Raw genomic sequence first — 17,865 nt, 5'->3', positions numbered from 1 at the left:
CTAGTTCAGCCCACCGCCCAGCGAGCGGTACAGCTCGACCATGTTGCTCTCGCGATTGAGGCGGGTGGTCACCAGCAACTGCTGCGCCGAATAGGCGGTGCGTTGGGAATCCAGCGTCGTCAGGAAGGATTCGACGCCCGTCCGATACCGCGCGTCGGAAATCTTCAGCGCGACGTTCGCCGCCTCGACGCGGGCCGTCTGCGCGGCGATCTGTTCGTCGATGGTGCCGCGCTGGGCCAAGGCGTCGGCGACCTCGCGGAACGCGGTCTGGACGGTCTTTTCATAGGTCGAGACGGCCGCCTGCTGCTGCGCGCGGGCGGCGTCCAGATTGCCTCGGATCCGCCCGCCGTCGAACAGCGGCAGCGAGACCGACGGCGCGCCGGTATAGGTGAAGCTGCCGCCCGCGAAGAGGCCGCTCAGCGCGGTGCTGATCGTCCCCAGGGTCGCGGTCAGCGAGATGCGCGGGAACATCGCCGCGCGCGCCGCGCCGATATTGGCGTTCTGCGCGATCAGCTGATGCTCGGCCTGCAACACATCGGGGCGGCGCAGCAGGATGTCGGAGGACAGGCCGGTAGGGAGCAGCGGCAAGGCCGCGTTCCCGTCGCCCAACCCTTGCGGCAACAGATCGGTCTGCACCGGCGCGCCGACCAGCAGGTCGAGCGCATTCTTGTCCTGCGCCACCCGCGTCTTGAGCACGGCGATGTCGTTGCGTGCGCCCTGATAGGTGGTTTCGGCCTGCCGCGCCTCAAGCTCGGAGGCGACGCCGATCCGGAACTGCGCCCGCGTCAACTCCAGCGATTGCGCGAAGGATTTCAACGACTCCTGCGAGATGCGAAGCTGATCCTGGTCCGAGGCATAGGTCAGCCAGGCCGTCGCGATTTCGGCGATCAGGCTGATCCGAGTTGCGCGCTGGGCTTCCTCGGTCGCGAAATACTGTTCCAGCGCGGCGCGGTTGAGGTTGCGGACGCGGCCGAACAGGTCGAGCTCGAAGGCCGAGAAACCGACATTGGCCGAATAGAATTCCAGGTTCTGCGAGGACGAGCCGACCCCGGTGCCGAGGCCGGCGCCGGTACCACCGGTACCGGTCCCCGCCCCCGCGCCGGTTCCGCCACCCGCCGCGCCACCCAGAGCGCCTGCGGCGCCCTGGATGTTGTTGGTATAGGTGCCCGAGCCCGACAGGTTGGTCGACGGGACCAGATCGGCGCGCTGGACCCGATATTGCGCGCGCGCCTGAAGCACATTCGCCGCCGCGACGCGCAGGTCCCGGTTATTCTCTAGCCCCAGCGCAATGGTGCGACGCAGGCGATCGTCGGTGAAGAAGGACTGCCAGCCGATCCGGGTGACGTCCGGCGCATCCGACGCGGCGGCCGGATAGATGCCGTCCTGGGGCAAGGTCGCGGGGACCGCACCCACCGGCCGGACATATTTGGGGGCGAGATTGCACCCGGCGAGCATCGTCGCCGCCAGCAGGGCGAGGGTGGATTTGGAACGGATCATGGATCAAACTCCCTGCGGCACGGTGGGCGCGTCGCGGTGGCTATCGTCGTGCGGCGACGTGTCGCCCTCGGCCTTGCGCTGCTTGCTGCGATCGAACAGCCGCATGACGACGACGAAGAACATCGGCACGAAGAAGATCGCCAGGATCGTCGCCGACAACATGCCGCCCACCACGGCGCGACCGATGGCATTCTGCCCCCCTGCCCCTGCGCCGTTGGCGATGGCCAGCGGGAACACGCCGAATACGAAGGCCAGGCTGGTCATCAGGATCGGACGGAGGCGAAGCTTGGCGGCCTCGATCGCCGCATCGAACGCACTCAGCCCCTCGCGCATCTTCTCCTCGGCAAATTCGACGATCAGGATCGCGTTCTTCGCCGACACGCCGATCGTGGTGATCAGGCCGACCTGAAGATAGATGTCGTTGTTCAACCCGGTCAGCATCGCGGCCAGCAGCGCACCGACGACGCCCAGCGGCACCACCAGCATGACCGAGATCGGCACCGACCAGCTTTCGTACAGCGCGGCGAGGCACAGGAAGACGATCAGCAACGACAGGCCATAGAGCGCGGGTGCCTGACCACCGGACAGCTGTTCCTCATAGCTGAGGCCGGTCCAGTCGAGCCGGGTGCCCGGCGGCAGCTTGGCCTGCATCTCCTCCATCGCCTTGATCGCCGCGCCCGACGAGACGCCGGGCGCAGCCTGGCCCAGAATTTCCATCGAGGGCTGGCCGTTATAGCGGGTCAGCTGCATCGGCCCCTGGTGCCAGTCGAACGAGGAGAAGGCGGTGAACGGCGCCATCGTGCCCGTCGCCCCGCGCACATAGAGGTCGCCGATATCCTCGGGCGCCATGCGATAGGCCGCATCGGCCTGGATATAGACGCGCTTCACCCGGCCACGATCGATGAAGTCGTTCACGTAAGCACCACCCCAGGCGGTCGCGATCGTGCTGTTGACGGTCGACAGGTCGAGGCCGAGTGCGCGCGCCTTGTCCTGGTCGACATTGACCTTGAGCTGCGGCGCGTCGTCGAGCGCGTTGGGGCGCACGCCGACCAGCGACTTGTTCTGCGACGCCATGCCGAGCAACATGGTGCGCGCGGCGAGCAGCTTCTCGTGCCCGATGCCGCCTTCGTCGACCAGCTGCATGTCGAAGCCGGTCGCATTGCCCAGTTCCTGGACGGCGGGCGGGATGACCGCGAAGATCAGGCCGTCATTGTAGCGGGCGAACGCCCCCATGGCGCGGCCGATGATCGCCTGTGCCTTGTTCTGCGCACCGGGGCGGTCCTTCCACTCCTTCATCGGGATGAAGGCGATACCGCTATTCTGGCCCTGGCCCGCAAAGCTGAAGCCGTTGATCGTGTAGACGCCGCGAATGGCATCGCCTGCATCGCTCAGGAAATGATCACGGACGAGATCGAGGCCCTTCTGGGTCCGCGCCGTGGTCGCCCCCGGCGGGCCCTGGACCAGTGCGATCATCACGCCCTGATCCTCGTCGGGCAGGAAGCCGCTGGGCAGTCGCATGAACAGGAAGGCCATGCCGACGACGATCAACGCATAGACGATCAGCGACCGCCCCCAGCGCCGCGCGGTCGAGCGGACGCCCTTTTCATAGCGGTCGCGCCCACGGTCGAACCGGTCGTTGAACCAGCGGAAGAAACGGGCCAGCGGACCATGGCCTTCGGCCTTGTTCGGATCGTGCGGCTTCAGGATGGTGGCGCACAGCGCGGGCGTCAGGATCAGCGCGACCGCGACCGACAGCACCATCGCCGAGACGATGGTGATCGAGAACTGGCGATAGATGACGCCGGTCGACCCGCCGAAGAACGCCATCGGCAGGAACACGGCGGACAGCACCGCCGCGATGCCGATCAGCGCGCCGGTGATCTCGTCCATCGACTTTCGTGCCGCCTCCTTGGGCGACAGATGCTCGGTGGTGATCAGGCGTTCGACATTCTCGACCACGACGATCGCGTCGTCGACCAACAGGCCGATGGCCAGCACCATGCCGAACAGGGTCAGCGTGTTGATCGAATAGCCGAACGCCGCCAGCACCGCGAACGTCCCCGTCAGCACCACCGGCACAGCGATCGTCGGGATCAGCGTGGCGCGGAAATTCTGGAGGAACAGGAACATGACGAGGAAGACGAGCACGACCGCCTCGACCAGCGTCTCGATCACCTGCTCGATCGACAGCCGCACGAAGGGCGAGGTGTCGTAGGGGAAGATGACCTTGACGTCCGACGGGAAGGTCTTGGCGAGTTGGTTCACTCGTTCCTTGACCGCGACGACGGTATCGAGCGCGTTGGCACCGGGGGCCAGCTTGATGCCGATGCCCGAGGCGGGCTTGCCGTTCCACTGTGCCGAGAAGGCATAGTTTTCCGCGCCGATCGCGACGCGCGCGACGTCGCCCAGCCGGACGATCGAGCCGTCCGTGTTGCTCTTCAGGCGGATCTGGGCGAACTGCTCAGGGGAAGTCAGCCGCGACGAGACCGAGACGGTCGCGTTGAGCATCTGTTCCTTGGGCGCGGGCTGCGCGCCGATCTGGCCCGCCGAGACCTGCGCGTTCTGCGCCGTGACCGCGCTGGTCACGTCCGCCATGGTCAGCGCATAATTGTTGAGCTTGATCGGATCGACCCAGATGCGCATCGCATATTGCGAGCCGAAGATCTGGGTATCGCCAACGCCCGTCACACGGGACAGCGGATCGGAAATCCGCGAGGCGACGATGTCGGCCAGATCGTCCGCGTCATGCTTGCCGTTCTCGGAATAGAGGCCGACGAACAGCAGGAAATTCTGCGTCGCCTTGGCGACGATGATGCCCTGGCGCTGAACCTCCTGCGGCAGCAGCGGGGTCGCCGCCTGCAGCTTGTTCTGGACCTGCACCTGCGCGATGTCGGGATCGGTCCCCTGTTCGAAGGTCAACGTGATCGTCACGCTGCCCGCCGACGACGACGAGGACGAGAAGTAGCGAAGGTGGTCGATCCCCTTCATCTGCTGCTCGATGATCTGGGTGGTGGTGTTCTCCAGCGTCTGGGCGTCGGCGCCCGGATAATTGGCGGTGATCGAGACCGCGGGCGGCGCGATCGCCGGGAACTGCGCGATGGGCAGCGAGCGCAGGGACAAGAGCCCCGCGATGACGACCATCACCGCCAGCACATAGGCGAAGATCGGGCGATCGATGAAATAGCGTGACATGGCCGTTTACTTCGCCTGTGTCTGCGCCGAGCCCTGTTGCGGCTGCGCGGCCGCGGGCTTGGCGTTGGGATTCCACGGCTTGCCCTGCACCGGCATGCCCGGGCGCAGCATCATGCCGCCTTCGACGATGATCTTGTCCCCGGCCTTCAACCCGCTGGTGACCAGCCAGCTGTCGCCGACCGACCGCCCGGTCTGGAGCGTGCGCCCCTCGACCTTGTTGCCCGCGCCGATCACCATCACGGTCGCCTGGCCCTTTTCGTCGCGGCTGACCGCACGCTGCGGCACCAGGAAGGCATTGGACTGCGTTCCCTCGACCAGCGAGGCGCGCGCGAACATGCCGGGCAGCAGCAGCCCGTTGGGATTGGGGAACAAGGCGCGGATCACCTGTGATCCGGTGGTCGGGTCGACGGTGACATCGGCGAAGCGGAGCGTACCCTGTGGGCCATAGTCGCTGCCATCCTCCAGCTTCAGCCGGACACGGGCATTGCCGTCGCGGGTCAGCTGGCCGCTCATGATCTGGCGCCGCAGCTTCAGCAATTCGGCGCTCGGCTCCTGGATATCGACATAGATGGGGTCGATGCGCTGGATGGTGGCCAGCGCGTCGGCCTGCGACGCGGACACCAGCGCACCGGTAGTGAACACCGAACGGCCGATCCGGCCGGTGATCGGCGCGCGGATGGTGGTGCGCGCCAGATCGATCTGCGCCGAGCGGAGGGCCGCCTGCTGCGCCGCGACGTCGGCACGCGCCTGCGCGGCGCTGGTCTGCGCGTTCTCATACTCCTGCCGGGCGATCGCGTTGATCTTGACCAGTTCGCCATAGCGGCGCGCCAGCGCGGCGCTCGACGCGATGCTCGCCTGCGCACGGGTCAGCGCGGCGCGGGCACTGGCGACCTGAGCTTGGTAGGGTGCCGGATCGATATGATATAGCGGCTGTCCCTGACGGACCATGTCGCCCTCGACGAACAGTCGCCGGGTGATCAGGCCGTTGACCTGAGGACGAACATCGGAGGTTTCGAATGCGGTGGTCCTGCCGGGCAATTCGGTCGTGAGGGTGACAGGCTGCTCGCTCGCCACCACATAACTGACCGGCGCCGGTCCCTGCGCCGCCTGCTGCTGCTGTTGCTTGCCACCGGCACCGCAAGCGGCCAGTGCGAGCAAGGCGGCAGATGCCAACACACGACCCATAAGCCGATTGGAAGACATATCATTTCCCGCTTGAAAAATTGTTTGAGAGCGATCACTCACAAACAGCGGAGTTAGGCCCGCCGATCGAGCGCGTCAACTGATTAGAAGAGGCCCCATTGTGACGAATATCGATTGCACTGCCCCCACGCGCGCAGACCTGCGCCGGAACACCATCAAGGAGGTCGCTCGCCGGCTGTTCGTCGAAAACGGCTTTCATGCCACGGGGATAGCCGCAATCGCCAAGGAGTCCGGTGTCGCCGTGCAGCAGCTGTACCGCGACTTCCCCTCGAAGGAGGACATCATCGCCGCGATCGTGGCGGCGGACTGCGAACGGATCGCGGACCAGAATACACTCAACACCGCGCTGACCAACCGCGACCGGGCCGGGATCATCAGCTGGCTGGTCTCGACGCCCTGTCGCAAGGACGAATGCGGCGATCGGCTGTTCCTGGAGATTGCGGCGGAGGCGGCGCGCAACGAGCGGATCCGGGCGATCTTCCTCGACGTGCGCGCCCAGGCCTTCGAGAATATCAGTCGCGCCTTCGCCGGATTGATGGGCAGCGACGTGGTGGAGGACGAACACCGCACCTTGGCTCAGGCCTTCATGATCATCTCGCTCGGTTCGGTCTGCGCACGGACGCTTCATCAGGAAGAGGTGAAGCCCGCCAGCGACAAGTTGATCGACTGTCTGATCGAAGGCGCGAAATAGGCTTACGCCGATCCCGACCGTTCTTTTGGAACGGCAGGCGGGCAGCGTCGTGCCGATCAGGGATCCAGCGGGTCCGCGGGATCGACGCGCAGCGATTCGCGCGAAGGTTTCACGGCGATAGCGGTGGGCGCGATCCGGCCATCGGCGATGGCGGGCTGATAGCCGAGTTCGCGACGATTGCGTTCGACAAAGGCCGGACTGGCGACCGCATCGATATGCGATGCGTTACTGACCACCAGCATGTCCCGGTCCAGCGGCGCGCCCAACGCGATCAACCGGCGCGTGGCGTTGCGCAGGTTCGTCGTGGTATGCCGGGCATAGGGTTCGATCACGATCGCATCTGCCGGAATGCCATAGCGTTCGATCAGCGCGCGACGCATCTCCAATGCCTCGACATGGGGCGTGTCGCGCGGATGCACCGCACTGCCACTGACGATCAGGAAGGGTGCGAGGCCCATGGCAAACTGCTCGGCGGCGACGCGAACGTTGACCTTCCCCTTGGCGCTCAGCGGCGTCTCCAGATCATCCGGCCCGACGCCCAGTACCAGGATCGCGCTATAGCGGTACCGCCCCCAAGTCGTCGTTCGCGCGCGTTTGAACGCCGCAGCATTGTATCGCTGATCGAGCGGTTCGAATGCTACCGCCGCATTCTTGTCGTTGACGTCGAGCAGCGCGAGGGCGAGCGACAGGCTGATATCGCCGCCGAGCGCCGGATCGCTGCGCTGCGCCATGGACATGACCACCGCGTCGGCTACCTTGGCTGCGAAGGTATCGCTACCGAAGGGCGAGTCGGACCCGTCGATCAGCGGATAGCGCGGCAATTTGCCGACCCCATACACCCGCAGGATCTCGTTCAGCCCGTCGACCTGCCGTCGCACATCGTCACCGCCGTCGGGGGAGCGGGCAGCCAAGGCCTCCCGCTCGTCGTCGCGCAGGATCGCCGCCTCCACGACGCACGCAGGCGCCCCGGCGCAAGCCGCGACGCGACGGTCACGCGCCTCCCCTGCCAGCGGCCCATGCAGCGCCGGAAACAGGCGCTGCGCCATCGCGGACAGCTGGCCGTCGCGTATTGCGGGCTGGGAATAGGCGGGCGACCACATGGCAATCGCGATCGCCAGCGTCGCCGCCGCCATTCGTCGCATCGGTCTTACCAAGCCTTGCTGACGACGAACCGCACGCTGCGGCCAAAGATCGGCCGGCCATAGATCGCATCGCGCGACGTCTGTCCGTCAAGCTGGTCGGTCCGCGGATTACCCTCGGTCAGGCCCTTGTTGTTGAAGATGTTGTCGCCGACGACCTGGAACTGGAACCCGCCATGGGTCAGGGTCGCACCCAGACCGAACGTGTTGTAGGCGGGCAGACCGGTATTGTTGAACAGGTCGACATAGCGACGCCCGACGAACTCGTAGCGGCCATAGACCTCGACCTGGTCGCCACCGGTATCGAAGGCGAAAGTCGGGCGGATATTCGCGAAGACCTTGGGCTCGCGGATGATCTGCTTGCCGTTGACCGCCGAGGGATCGGCACCCGAGCTGTTCTGGAGGTTCCGGTACTTCGGCTCCTGATAGGTGAACGAGCCCGACACGAAGAACCAGGGCACAGGTGCCAGCGTGCCGTCGACCTCGACGCCCTTCACCTCGGCCTGCCCGATGAAAGGCACCGCCTGGTCGTTGCGACCGGTGGTCGGATTGAATGCCACGAACGACGCGTTGAAAGGGTCGAACTTCGTATAGAAGCCGGTCATGTACAGGTAGTTGCGGCCGAACGACGCCTTCAGCCCGGCTTCGTACTGATCGGCCTGGGTCTTCACCAGAACGGGATTGATATTGTAATAGCTCGAAGACTGGGGCGGCACCTCGAGATGCGATGCGCGGAGATAGCCGCCGAAATGGGTGCTGACGTCATAGTTGACGCCGACCGTCCAGTTGGTCGCGACCGGACTGTCCTTGCGGGTCTGGCGACCGCCGTCGAAGCTGCGGACGCTGTTGTCGGCGAGCGTTGCCGCATCGCCCAGATTGACCGAGGTGGATGTCAGGCCATAGCCGTTGATATTGTACCACTCATGGCGAATGCCGCCGTCGATCCGCAGGCCGGATGCCACCTCCCAGGTGTCGTTCGCATAGACCGCATACACCGTGGAATCGACGTCACCCTGGTTCAGCGTCGTGCCGTACCGCAGCACGCCCTTGTCCGTGACGGAACCCAGCACCGCCCCGGTCGCCGAATAGGCGACGAGGTCGAGCGTGCGGGGCTGGCCGCGGACCTCCATCAGATAGTCCTGATAGACCGCCTTGTTGGTCAGCCCATAGGCGGAGGCATAGCCGCCCAGACGAAGATCATGGCTGCCGAACCCGGTCTCGAACTTGCGCGTAACGCTGACATCGCCCTGCCCCGAATAGAATCGGGAATCGACGCCACGATACTGGCCCTGCACGACCAGTCCCGATGCCGCATAGGGGTCATAGGCCGTCGCGCCGTTGGTGCCCGACAGCGCATAGCCCAGCCGGGCAACGGCGCCGAAGGCGGCCGTGGCGGCGGTCCGGAAGCTATTGGCGAAGCTGTTGGCGTCGACCGGGTTCGACGTCGAATACAGCGCATCGAACCGCAGCTTGCCCTGGGTGTACCCGGCCTTGGCCGAGAACTGCCAGCCACCGAACTCGGCGTCATATTGCAGCCCGAGATTGCCATATTCCATGTGGCGCCCATCGGCCAGATCGCGGGTTTCGCTGCGCACCACACCGGCGGAGTCACGGTACTTCAACGTCACCCCACGAAAGGCAGGCGAATTCAGGGTGCCGTGGAAGAAGTCGATATACGGATTGAGCGACACCGAAGGGTCGCGCGGATCGGCGACCGGGATCGGCAGATAGAAGGTGTTGTGATCGTTCAGATAATTGACGCTGATCTTCAGCGTGCCATTGTCCAGGTCGCGCTTGATGTTGGCGCGGATCTGCCCCCCGCGATCATTGGGGAAGCCATTGTCCCGCTGGCCCCCATCCTGTCGCAAATAGCCGCCGACCGCGTAATAAGTCCGCTCGCCGAGCGGCCCCGCCTGCATCGCGTCCAGGCGATAGAGGTCGGTGGTGCCCAGCGTCACCTGCACTTTGCCGCGCGTCGTGGCGGTGCCGGTCGCGGTGATCGAGTTGACGATCGCCGCCGCCTGGCTGGCGAAGATCGGCGCGGGACCGCCGCGAACCACCTCGACCCGCTCCGTCATCAGGTCATAGCGGTTGAGGCTGTCGCCGCGAAAGAAGTTGCCGTTGATGTCGTGGAACAGCGGCAGGCCGTCCTGCTGGAACACGGCATAGCCGTCATCGGTGGGAATACCGCGCACGCGCGTGACATTCTGCACCTCGCCACCGGTCGCCTCGACCTGAATGCCGGGCAATTTGCCCAAAAGATCGGCGAAATTCAGCGGGGCCAGCCGCTTCACATCGTCCTGCCCCAACGAGTTCACCGCGTAGGACACGTCGAAACGACGCTGCCGTCGGGCCGAGCCGGTAACGATCACATCCTCGCCGGTAACCTCCGACGGTGCCGCATCCGCCTGCACGGCGTCGCCCGCCGCCTCGTTGGCCGTCTGTGCGCTGGCCATTTGCGGAGCGGCGACGAGTGCCGCGCCCAGCGCGGTCGCACGCAGCAGCGCGGATTTGGCAAAGATCATGATTTCCCCCGTTCGGATTAATTGGCGGCTCCCATGCCGCTCGTTCACGACAGATTTGTGAAACCCGATATTTTACGCACCAACCTGGATCAGTGCGGCTGCGTGGTGACGGTTAAAACGCCGCCTTTGACAAGCGCGTCATGGCCGATCCGCCAGTCGGTCAGCACGCGGCCATTCCAGTCGGCTTGAACGATCTTGCCGTCACGCGGCCCAGCCCGTCGCACCGTCGCACGCCGTCCCTGCCCCAAATCCATCGTCGTGCGTGAAAATGCAGGGACCGTCATTTGATACCAGGGCTCACCCGGTACGAGCGGATAAAGCCCGAGCGAGGCGAAGACATACCAGGCGGTCATCGCCCCGGCATCGTCGTCCATACCGTCGGCGAACCCCTGCGGCGCCGCTGCAAAGCTGTGTCCGACGAAGGGCTTCGCCAATTTGCCTTCGTTGGTATAGGGATGCGCCATCGGTTGCGTCAGGATCCTGCGAACCAGGTCGGCGGTCGCCTGCGGCTCCCCCGCCGCCGCAAACAGCCACGGTACGTGGATGTCCGGCTCGTTCGTCATGTTGAACAGGCCATCATCGAAAAAGCGATGCAGCTGCGCCAGCCAATCCCTCTTCCCGACCGTCGCGGTCATCCATTCGAGGTCGAAGACCGGCGCCCAGCGATATTGCCACAAGGTTCCCTGATACAGACCGCGCGCCTTGACGATGTCGCCATCCGCTCCCGGTGTTTCGAAGACCGACCGCCACATCGGGCGGTAGCCGACAGCCTTTGCCAAAAAACCGCTTGCCGTCGCATCATCCCCCAGATCGCGTGCCAGTTGCGCGGTTGCCCAATCGTCATAGGCCGCCTCGATCTGCTGGTCGGGCGTATCGCGTTGCAGGGTGGCACTGTCGGCCACCATGCCCTTCAGCGCGGCGGAAGCGTCGAAGCCGGTGATCCCCTTGCGCCGCATATCGAGCAGCGCAATCCCGGCATGTTCCGTGCGGACGGTCAGGAACGGCTCGTTCATCGTCGCCCATTGCGCTTTGCCGCGTATGTAGAGATCGGCGAGCGAGCGGGCGATATCCCGGCTGCGTTCGGGTTGCAGCAGGGTGAGCAGCGGCAATTGCGTGCGATAATTGTCCCATAGCGACCAACTGGCGTAGCGGGTCTGCCCTTTGGGTGAGCGCGCGATCGACCCGTCATTCTCCCTGTGCCGACCATCCGGATCGTCGATTGCGACCGGCGTCTGAAAGACCCGGAACAACGAGGTATAGAACAACGCCTGTTCGCTCTTTGTCCCTTCCGGCCGCACCCTTCCCAGAACACGGTTCCAATCGGCGCGCGTGGCCGCCGCGACCGCCTCGAAACGTCGATTTCCCACTTCCCGGTCGCGAACGCGTGCGGCACCGTCGACATCCACGCTCGACAGGCCGGTCGCCAGCTGGACGACGTCCCCGCGCCGAAGGTCCAGGTCCAAGGCCGCCGTGCCATCCTTCACGATCATCATGCGGTGGAGCGGGCGGCCGTTCACGGTCACACGGCTAGACGCAAACAGGTGATAAAGGCCTTTGTCGCACACCGTCCCCGCGACCATCTCGGCACGAAGGTCGTCGCTGTTCGTCGTTCGCCACGTTGCCGAGGCGCGCTTGGCATAGCTGTGCCGCGCATCGATCCGCAGCACGACCCGCCCGGCCCGCTGCGTCGAGAAACGGAGCAGCCCCGCCCCCCGGGTCGCGGTAGCCTCCGCCGTCACGCCCCCGTCATAGGCGACCCGGTAAAAGCCCGCCGCAGCGCGCTCACTGCGCTTGTCCATAACCGCCGGGCCGCCCGCGCCTGCGGGGCGTAACGACACGAGCAGGTCGCCGCCTCCACCCCCACAACCGACGCCGACACCGCGCGTGAAAGAAAAGCCGTTCAGCCGATCTGCCGCAAAGTCATAGCCTGCGTGATTGGCGGGACTGGTATCGGGGCCCAGCTGCACCATGGCGAATGGCGCCACCGCAGCGGGCGTCAGCTGCCCGAAATCCGCCAGCGTCCCTACGAACGGATCGACCAGATCGGCCGGGGCATCGCGCCCAAATGCAGGCGTCCCGATCATGACCAACCCAGCCGCAATGATACATCTCATCCACTTGATTCCTCGTTGGTCGCTCCGCCAAGCGAAAGACGGATTTCCTATTGGCCCTTCTTGACGAAGCCGTGACCGGCGGATCAGCCATGAGCCGATCCCGGCGGGGAAGAGCGCTTTCATAGCCATAGGTTGTCGAAACATGCCTTAAACTATGTCCACCGACGGCTCGGCCCATACCCGGTCGTTCACGCGCCGCTGCCCGATCCCTGCCGCGCGTCCAGGCACGCGGAGTGGCCGCTTGAGTGCGTTTCGCCGCTAGTGAAATAACAGAGTTGGGCACGTTCCTGACAATGATCGGCTGCCTGGGGGTAAGCGAACAGCGGTTTTCGGTTTGCGGCTCAGCCAAACTGGCGAACCGGCGGCACGTATGAAACCCGTGATCAACCTCCGCGACAAGGAACCAATCCGACACCGCCGTCCGTCATCATGACAGACTGGTCTTCCCCGATCAGGATGATCGTCGCCGACCACAACATTGTTTATTGACGCAAGAAAAGCTGACGTGCCAGTCTGTTAGGAAATGATAGCGTTCACGGACGGACTCATCAGATATGCCGACGGCGCATTGCGTCTCCACCATCGACGGCTTCATCCTCGAGGCAGACGCAGGCTTTCTGGAGTTGCTGCGTCGCGGCGAGGATGAGGTGATAGGCATGTCCTATAAGGACATAACCTACCCCGACGATTTGGGACGTAGCGAGGCAATGCTTGCCTCGCTGATCAAGCGAGCCGCGCCGGTTCGATTGCAAAAACGATATGCGCGACCTGACGGCACGACGGTTACGGCCAATGTTTACGTCACCCGCTTCGACAATCCCGACCGCCTCGTCAGCACTCTTTTCTGGAATGAGGAGGGACGCGAGCTTCCGCCAGCCAGATTGTGGGAGATGGCGTTAAGGGCGCGACGACTGCGCCAGGTCCGGCAGCAGGAATTCGGCAGCGATGTGGCGATGAGCCCGCTGGGCGACATATTGAACTGCGTTTATCTGGCGGAGGCCGAGGGACGAGTCGTTGGAATTCTCAATATAACGACCGAAACCGGGCTTTCTCCGCAGGTGGCGAGGCGGTGGATACGTTACCTGATCAGCCAGGGCGTGATGGAGACATGCTCATCGATTGATGAAAACGTGCAATTTACCCAGCTCGGTCTGCAAAAGATGGAGCGCGTGCTGGCATCAGGCTATGAGATTCCCGCGTCCGATTGAGGCTTGCTCGACCATCTCGATAACGCCGGAAAGATGTGCGGCCGCGACTAACAAGCCCTGATCATCCAGCAGCGCCAAAGCTTCCTTGAGAAGCGCATCGGCCTTTTCGAGCTGATCTCCATCGTTGGCGACTTGCAAGAGCCATCTCCATCGCGTTTTTTTCGTATACGCGGGACAGTCTAGTCAATCGATTGACGACGTAAATGCCAAAAGCGCCAGCGCATTAACCATGTTCGGGACGCCATGCCGTCGCCGGTCGATCACCATAGGTCGTCTGGGCGCGACGAAGGCGAGGATGGTCCGCCTGTCACCGTTTGCTGCCGTCCAAGCCGGGGTGTGTTTCGAATGGAGTCGGCGTGATTGACGCTGCCTTGCCCCGCGCGCTGCGCTAGCGTGTCGATGATGGCATCCCGACGAACCCCATATGCTTCTAGGAGCCGCCCGGTACGGCGCGACGTCGCCGCGGAGCGCTGGTTGCTGCTGCTTTTTGTCGTGGCAGCCGTCGCCATCGCTGCTGGCCTTCTGGATACGGTCGGCGTTGTGCCGGAGACAAAGCCTCCCAGAAAGATGACGATGGCGCAGGCCCGCGCCTCGAACGCCAGGGTGCCCATCGTTGCTGCTGCGCGCGTCCGCGCAGCGCCCTATCACTTTCGAGGCGGCCCCGCCGAGCGCGCACAAGCCGTAGACTGCCTCGCCACCGCTGCCCTCTATGAGGTGGGTGACGACCCGCGGGGGCAACGCGCCGTCATTCAGGTCATTCTCAACCGCGCGCGTGCTCCTGGCTTTCCGCGCACCATTTGCGGCGTCGTCTATCAGGGTTTCGACCGGACCACCGGCTGCCAATTCTCGTTTACCTGCGATGGTTCGATCAAGCGGCGCACCAGACATTTCGGCTGGTCTGCGGCGCGACGGGTGGCACGAGACGCACTTGCAGGCCATGTCTTTGCGGATGTGGGCCGCGCGACGCATTATCATGCCGACTGGATGGTGCCGTATTGCCGGGACACAATGATCAAGGTAGCGAAAGTCGACACACACCTTTTCTACGTCCGCCTCTGAGCGGTATGATTACTTCCGCGCGGCCAGGTAATGAAACACATCGCCCAACTATCGGACCAAATCATTGCTTGACGCCGTGCTGTTATTGCTGCTGCAAGGTCGCTGCTGTGACATGGCCGTTTACGGTTCTCCGGAACCGCGCAGCGTTTTGACACTCCTGCCACTCCCATCTGGATAGATAATGGCTGACGAAACCATCACCGATACCGCGCATGCGGTCGAACTCGCTACCGAACTGACCATTGCCTGGCTGGGCAATCCCAACACCCGCATCGATGCCGAGCAGGTTCCGGCCTTTCTAGGCAGCATGCACAGCGCCATTCTGAAGCTGGCCGGCGGCAGCGAGACGGCGGCAACGGATGCCGTCGACACCACCGAATACACGCCTGCCGTCTCGGTGCGGAAGTCGCTGGCGTCGAAGGACCACATCATCTCGATGATCGACGGCAAGCCCTACAAGACGCTGCGCCGTCACCTCGCCACCAACGGCCTGACGCCCGAGCAATATCGCGAGCGCTATAACCTCAAGGCCGACTATCCGATGGTGTCCGAGACCTATTCGGAAAGCCGCCGGGCGATGGCCAAGAAGATCGGCCTTGGCCGCAAGCCGGGCACCAAGGTCGCAAGCGCAGCCAAGCCCAAGGGCGTGAAGGCCGCCAAGAGCGCTGCGGCTGCGCATCTGTCGGGCGAGTGACCGGTCAGGCAGGGCTGGCTTCGACCAGCCGGCCCTGCCTGCCATTCCTTCTCAACGCACGAAACTCATGGCGAAGGGCCTGAAGGCGTAAGGCAGGGTTGCGGCGTTTATCGATCTGCGGATCGGCGGGAGGGGCGGGCATGGCGAAGGCCATGTCCGTCTCTTTTCGCATGGGGCAAGGTGGGCCGCGTGATGCGAACTGTCACGTTCAGCCGGGGCGAGGTCGAAGGCTGAGGGCGTCGTGGTACCCCAAACGACAACGCCGCCCGTGGGGGCGGCGAGTGGTGTGTGGTGATGGTTGCGGGGGCAGGATGATTTTGCACCCACGCCAACACCTATCCATATGATTTATATGCATATTTCTTTCACGTTACCGGCTGACACCCCCATCGATACCCCTAGCTGGGTCTGAAGGCGCCGAGGCGGTAAAAATCTGCGACAAATGGTCCAAGCAGCGGCGGCTCGACTATGAGGCATCAAGTCGCATTGAAACCGAATGCATCGCTGTTTCATTGGGTACAATTTTGAAAGAGTACGTCACTGCCAGCGAGCTTTAACGAACCGGGCTATCTCGGCCGCCAAGTCGTCGTCCTCCGGGGTATTCCCTTGAAATCCTCCGTGCGGCATCCCTTCAAAGACATGCAGTTCGGCATCCACATCCGCTTGGCGCAGTGCACGGTGCATCCGTACAGCGTTGGACAGGAAGAGGTCTCGCGTGCCGGATTGAAGGAAGGCCGGCGGCAGGCCTTTTAAATCTCCGAACAATGGCGAGAGATAAGGATGCGACAGGTCTGCCCCTCCGGCATACAGCGCGTTGTTCCGCATCAATGATCCGGGCAGCACGACATCCACCATCTGATTAACCTGGAAACTGTCGCCGGACTCGGTCAGATCGACCTTTGGTGACAGGAGAACCATGCCGGCGGGCATGGGCAGTCCTTCGTCCTTCGCGCGCAGGAGCATCGCGACAGCAAGGTTGCCGCCCGCCGATCGCCCGCCCACGACGATGCGCGACGGTGCGTGCCGTTCCAGCACGTAGCGATACGCCGCCATCGCGTCATCCAATGCCGCCGGATAGGGATGCTCGGGCGGCATCCTGTAATCGACGCCGTAGCTGAGCGCCCCAAGCCGATCCGCCTGCATCCGCGCCTGCACGCGACACGCCTCGCCGCCACCAAACACGAACGCTCCGCCATGGAAATCCACATAGGCGCCATCCGGCACCGATATGGTCTCGGGCGTCGCGACATGGATCGTGGTCTCGCCGATGCGAAGCGTCTCGGCGCTGGCACGCAACGTACCGGCCAGCCCTTTCACTGCAGCCGCATAATGCCCGTCCGCTGCCGCCTTGATCTTCATCCAGCCCGCATGATCGTCCGGCGGTGGCATCAAGTAGAGCGCGTTGATCGGGACGCCATCGTCATTCACCAGTCGTTCGAGACTGGCGCGAGCTTCCTGGCTTATCGATGAGGGAAACGGTATCAAACGGCCCTGGACCATGATGCCGCTCTTCTGGTCGATCATGTCGTTGCGCTCCTCATGACGCGCGCCGGATCGCAGCTGCGCCGCAAGCGATGCTGACAGGGCCCAAGCATTGCGTCAAAGCGCCCCCTCCCCTGTTCCCGTAAACGGACCTTGAGCGGGTTGGTCTTGCACCGCTGGGTGGCGCCTTAGTTTAAGGTGATAGCTGCTCAGGCCCAGCCGCTCAGGCATCTTCCTCATAATCGGTCGAACGCGTTACGCTTTCCCAGCGATCCATCTCGTCGATCACCACGTCGAGCTTCTCTCGGGCACGTCGCAGCGCGTCGCTCCCAAGCAGCAGATGAAGCGGCGGATTGGGCGTGTCGACCAATTCGAGGAGCGCCGCAGCCGCCTTGTCCGGATCGCCGATTTGGCGCCCGGCCATCGCGTCAAGCCGTGCGATTCCGGTCCCGACGCTTTCGGCATACTGCTCGCTGCCCTGACTGCGGCGGATCGAATGACCGCTGAGAAAGTCGGTACGAAAGGCACCGGGTGCGATGGCCGTGGCCTTGAGACCGAAAGGCGCGACTTCCTGGGCTAGGCTCTGTGTTAGGCCTTCGAGCGCGGATTTGGTCGCCGAATAGAGGCCAGACGATCCCGCCGGCGCACGGCCTGCGATCGAGGTGATGTTCAGGATGTGACCGCTGCCCTGCCGCCGCATGGCCGGAAGCGCGGCGCGGATGATGGCAAAGGGTGCAAAGACGTTGACCGCGAACAGCCGTTGAAACTCGGCGTCCGTCGCTTCCTCGATCGCCCCGAGCAGGCCATAGCCGGCGTTGTTGACCAGCACGTCGATGTGGCCAACCTTGTCGAACGCCGCGCTTACAGCCGGTGCGATCGCCGCCGCATCGGTAAGATCGACGGTCAGGACATGCAGCGTACCATGACCCACTTCCAAATCCGGCGCAGCCTCGCGCACCGTACCGACGACGGTGTCGCCCCGAGCGAGCGCCGCCTGCGCGAGCGCCTTGCCGAGGCCGCGGGAAATACCCGTGATGAACCATGTCTTCATAGCTGTTCTC

Annotated in this window: 14 protein-coding genes; 4 read left to right on the top strand and 10 right to left on the bottom strand. The window is 64.1% G+C overall.

Going from position 1 to position 17,865, the window contains the following annotated elements; translation table 11 throughout:
• The 3 genes from ACQR50_RS07740 to ACQR50_RS07730 are packed head-to-tail and all read right to left on the bottom strand — an operon-like array spanning position 1 to position 5,892.
• Positions 1-1,497: an efflux transporter outer membrane subunit gene (locus tag ACQR50_RS07740; protein ID WP_428970479.1), complete on the bottom strand. Its 1,497-nt coding sequence runs from the start codon at positions 1,495-1,497 to the stop codon at positions 1-3.
• A gap of 3 nt (positions 1,498-1,500) precedes the next feature.
• Entirely contained in the window at positions 1,501-4,689 is a 3,189-nt protein-coding gene (locus ACQR50_RS07735) for an efflux RND transporter permease subunit (protein WP_428970478.1), read from the bottom strand.
• Positions 4,690-4,695: 6 nt separating this feature from the next.
• Positions 4,696-5,892: an efflux RND transporter periplasmic adaptor subunit gene (locus ACQR50_RS07730; protein WP_428970477.1), complete on the bottom strand. Its 1,197-nt coding sequence runs from the start codon at positions 5,890-5,892 to the stop codon at positions 4,696-4,698.
• 100 nt (positions 5,893-5,992) lie between these two features.
• On the opposite strand from ACQR50_RS07730, the gene ACQR50_RS07725 reads away from it, so the two are divergent.
• The gene (locus tag ACQR50_RS07725) at positions 5,993-6,583 is read left to right on the top strand and encodes a TetR/AcrR family transcriptional regulator (RefSeq protein WP_056439816.1); all 591 of its coding nucleotides are present in this window, start codon (positions 5,993-5,995) and stop codon (positions 6,581-6,583) included.
• Between the two features lie 56 nt (positions 6,584-6,639).
• Here ACQR50_RS07725 and ACQR50_RS07720 read toward each other — a convergent pair whose 3' ends face one another.
• The 3 genes from ACQR50_RS07720 to ACQR50_RS07710 all read right to left on the bottom strand — a co-directional run bounded on the left by ACQR50_RS07720 (position 6,640) and on the right by ACQR50_RS07710 (position 12,361).
• A complete protein-coding gene (locus tag ACQR50_RS07720) occupies positions 6,640-7,725 on the bottom strand; it encodes a YdcF family protein (RefSeq protein ID WP_428970476.1) in 1,086 nt (361 codons plus the stop codon).
• A 5-nt stretch (positions 7,726-7,730) separates the two neighbouring features.
• Complete coding sequence (locus tag ACQR50_RS07715; protein WP_428970475.1) at positions 7,731-10,247, bottom strand: TonB-dependent receptor; 2,517 nt, start codon at positions 10,245-10,247, stop codon at positions 7,731-7,733.
• Positions 10,248-10,336: 89 nt separating this feature from the next.
• Positions 10,337-12,361 (bottom strand): glycoside hydrolase domain-containing protein, encoded by a 2,025-nt coding sequence (locus tag ACQR50_RS07710; protein ID WP_428970474.1) that lies wholly within the window; start codon positions 12,359-12,361, stop codon positions 10,337-10,339.
• Between the two features lie 554 nt (positions 12,362-12,915).
• Between ACQR50_RS07710 and ACQR50_RS07705 the strand changes: the two genes are divergently transcribed.
• The gene (locus ACQR50_RS07705) at positions 12,916-13,569 is read left to right on the top strand and encodes a PAS domain-containing protein (RefSeq protein WP_428970473.1); all 654 of its coding nucleotides are present in this window, start codon (positions 12,916-12,918) and stop codon (positions 13,567-13,569) included.
• Here the strand turns inward: ACQR50_RS07705 and ACQR50_RS07700 are convergent.
• Positions 13,540-13,707 carry a hypothetical protein gene (locus tag ACQR50_RS07700; RefSeq protein WP_428970472.1) on the bottom strand — a complete coding sequence of 56 codons (168 nt, stop codon included), beginning with the start codon at positions 13,705-13,707 and terminating at the stop codon, positions 13,540-13,542. The genes ACQR50_RS07705 and ACQR50_RS07700 overlap by 30 nt on opposite strands.
• Before the next feature lie 336 nt (positions 13,708-14,043).
• Between ACQR50_RS07700 and ACQR50_RS07695 the strand changes: the two genes are divergently transcribed.
• Positions 14,044-14,628 carry a cell wall hydrolase gene (locus ACQR50_RS07695; RefSeq protein WP_428970471.1) on the top strand — a complete coding sequence of 195 codons (585 nt, stop codon included), beginning with the start codon at positions 14,044-14,046 and terminating at the stop codon, positions 14,626-14,628.
• Positions 14,629-14,809: 181 nt separating this feature from the next.
• Positions 14,810-15,322, top strand: a complete 513-nt coding sequence (locus ACQR50_RS07690; protein ID WP_428970470.1) for a MucR family transcriptional regulator — start codon at positions 14,810-14,812, stop codon at positions 15,320-15,322.
• 4 nt (positions 15,323-15,326) lie between these two features.
• Here ACQR50_RS07690 and ACQR50_RS07685 read toward each other — a convergent pair whose 3' ends face one another.
• The 3 genes from ACQR50_RS07685 to ACQR50_RS07675 all read right to left on the bottom strand — a co-directional run bounded on the left by ACQR50_RS07685 (position 15,327) and on the right by ACQR50_RS07675 (position 17,855).
• A complete protein-coding gene (locus tag ACQR50_RS07685; protein WP_428970469.1) occupies positions 15,327-15,476 on the bottom strand; it encodes a hypothetical protein in 150 nt (49 codons plus the stop codon).
• Positions 15,477-15,859: 383 nt separating this feature from the next.
• Positions 15,860-16,846 (bottom strand): alpha/beta hydrolase, encoded by a 987-nt coding sequence (locus tag ACQR50_RS07680; RefSeq protein WP_428970468.1) that lies wholly within the window; start codon positions 16,844-16,846, stop codon positions 15,860-15,862.
• 181 nt (positions 16,847-17,027) lie between these two features.
• Positions 17,028-17,855, bottom strand: coding sequence for an oxidoreductase (locus ACQR50_RS07675; RefSeq protein ID WP_428970467.1), 828 nt, complete (start codon positions 17,853-17,855; stop codon positions 17,028-17,030).
• Positions 17,856-17,865: the final 10 nt, after the last annotated feature.

It is taken from the genome of Sphingomonas sp. Xoc002, from assembly GCF_050408055.1.
GTDB classification, from domain to species: domain Bacteria; phylum Pseudomonadota; class Alphaproteobacteria; order Sphingomonadales; family Sphingomonadaceae; genus Sphingomonas; species Sphingomonas yabuuchiae.
The sequence above is the reverse complement of the archived record's forward strand: the minus strand, read 5'-3'. Positions and strand labels throughout refer to the sequence as shown.

Bases quoted from the DNA above. Each gene is read 5' to 3' on its own strand.
- ACQR50_RS07675 (WP_428970467.1), bottom strand. From the start codon at position 17,855: ATGAAGACATGGTTCATCACGGGTATTTCCCGCGGCCTCGGCAAGGCG.
- ACQR50_RS07690 (WP_428970470.1), top strand. From the start codon at position 14,810: ATGGCTGACGAAACCATCACCGATACCGCGCATGCGGTCGAACTCGCT.
- ACQR50_RS07715 (WP_428970475.1), bottom strand. From the start codon at position 10,247: ATGATCTTTGCCAAATCCGCGCTGCTGCGTGCGACCGCGCTGGGCGCG.
- ACQR50_RS07730 (WP_428970477.1), bottom strand. From the start codon at position 5,892: ATGTCTTCCAATCGGCTTATGGGTCGTGTGTTGGCATCTGCCGCCTTG.
- ACQR50_RS07710 (WP_428970474.1), bottom strand. From the start codon at position 12,361: ATGAGATGTATCATTGCGGCTGGGTTGGTCATGATCGGGACGCCTGCA.
- ACQR50_RS07735 (WP_428970478.1), bottom strand. From the start codon at position 4,689: ATGTCACGCTATTTCATCGATCGCCCGATCTTCGCCTATGTGCTGGCG.
- ACQR50_RS07720 (WP_428970476.1), bottom strand. From the start codon at position 7,725: ATGCGACGAATGGCGGCGGCGACGCTGGCGATCGCGATTGCCATGTGG.
- ACQR50_RS07705 (WP_428970473.1), top strand. From the start codon at position 12,916: ATGCCGACGGCGCATTGCGTCTCCACCATCGACGGCTTCATCCTCGAG.
- ACQR50_RS07680 (WP_428970468.1), bottom strand. From the start codon at position 16,846: ATGATCGACCAGAAGAGCGGCATCATGGTCCAGGGCCGTTTGATACCG.
- ACQR50_RS07685 (WP_428970469.1), bottom strand. From the start codon at position 15,476: ATGGCCTTCGCCATGCCCGCCCCTCCCGCCGATCCGCAGATCGATAAA.
- ACQR50_RS07740 (WP_428970479.1), bottom strand. From the start codon at position 1,497: ATGATCCGTTCCAAATCCACCCTCGCCCTGCTGGCGGCGACGATGCTC.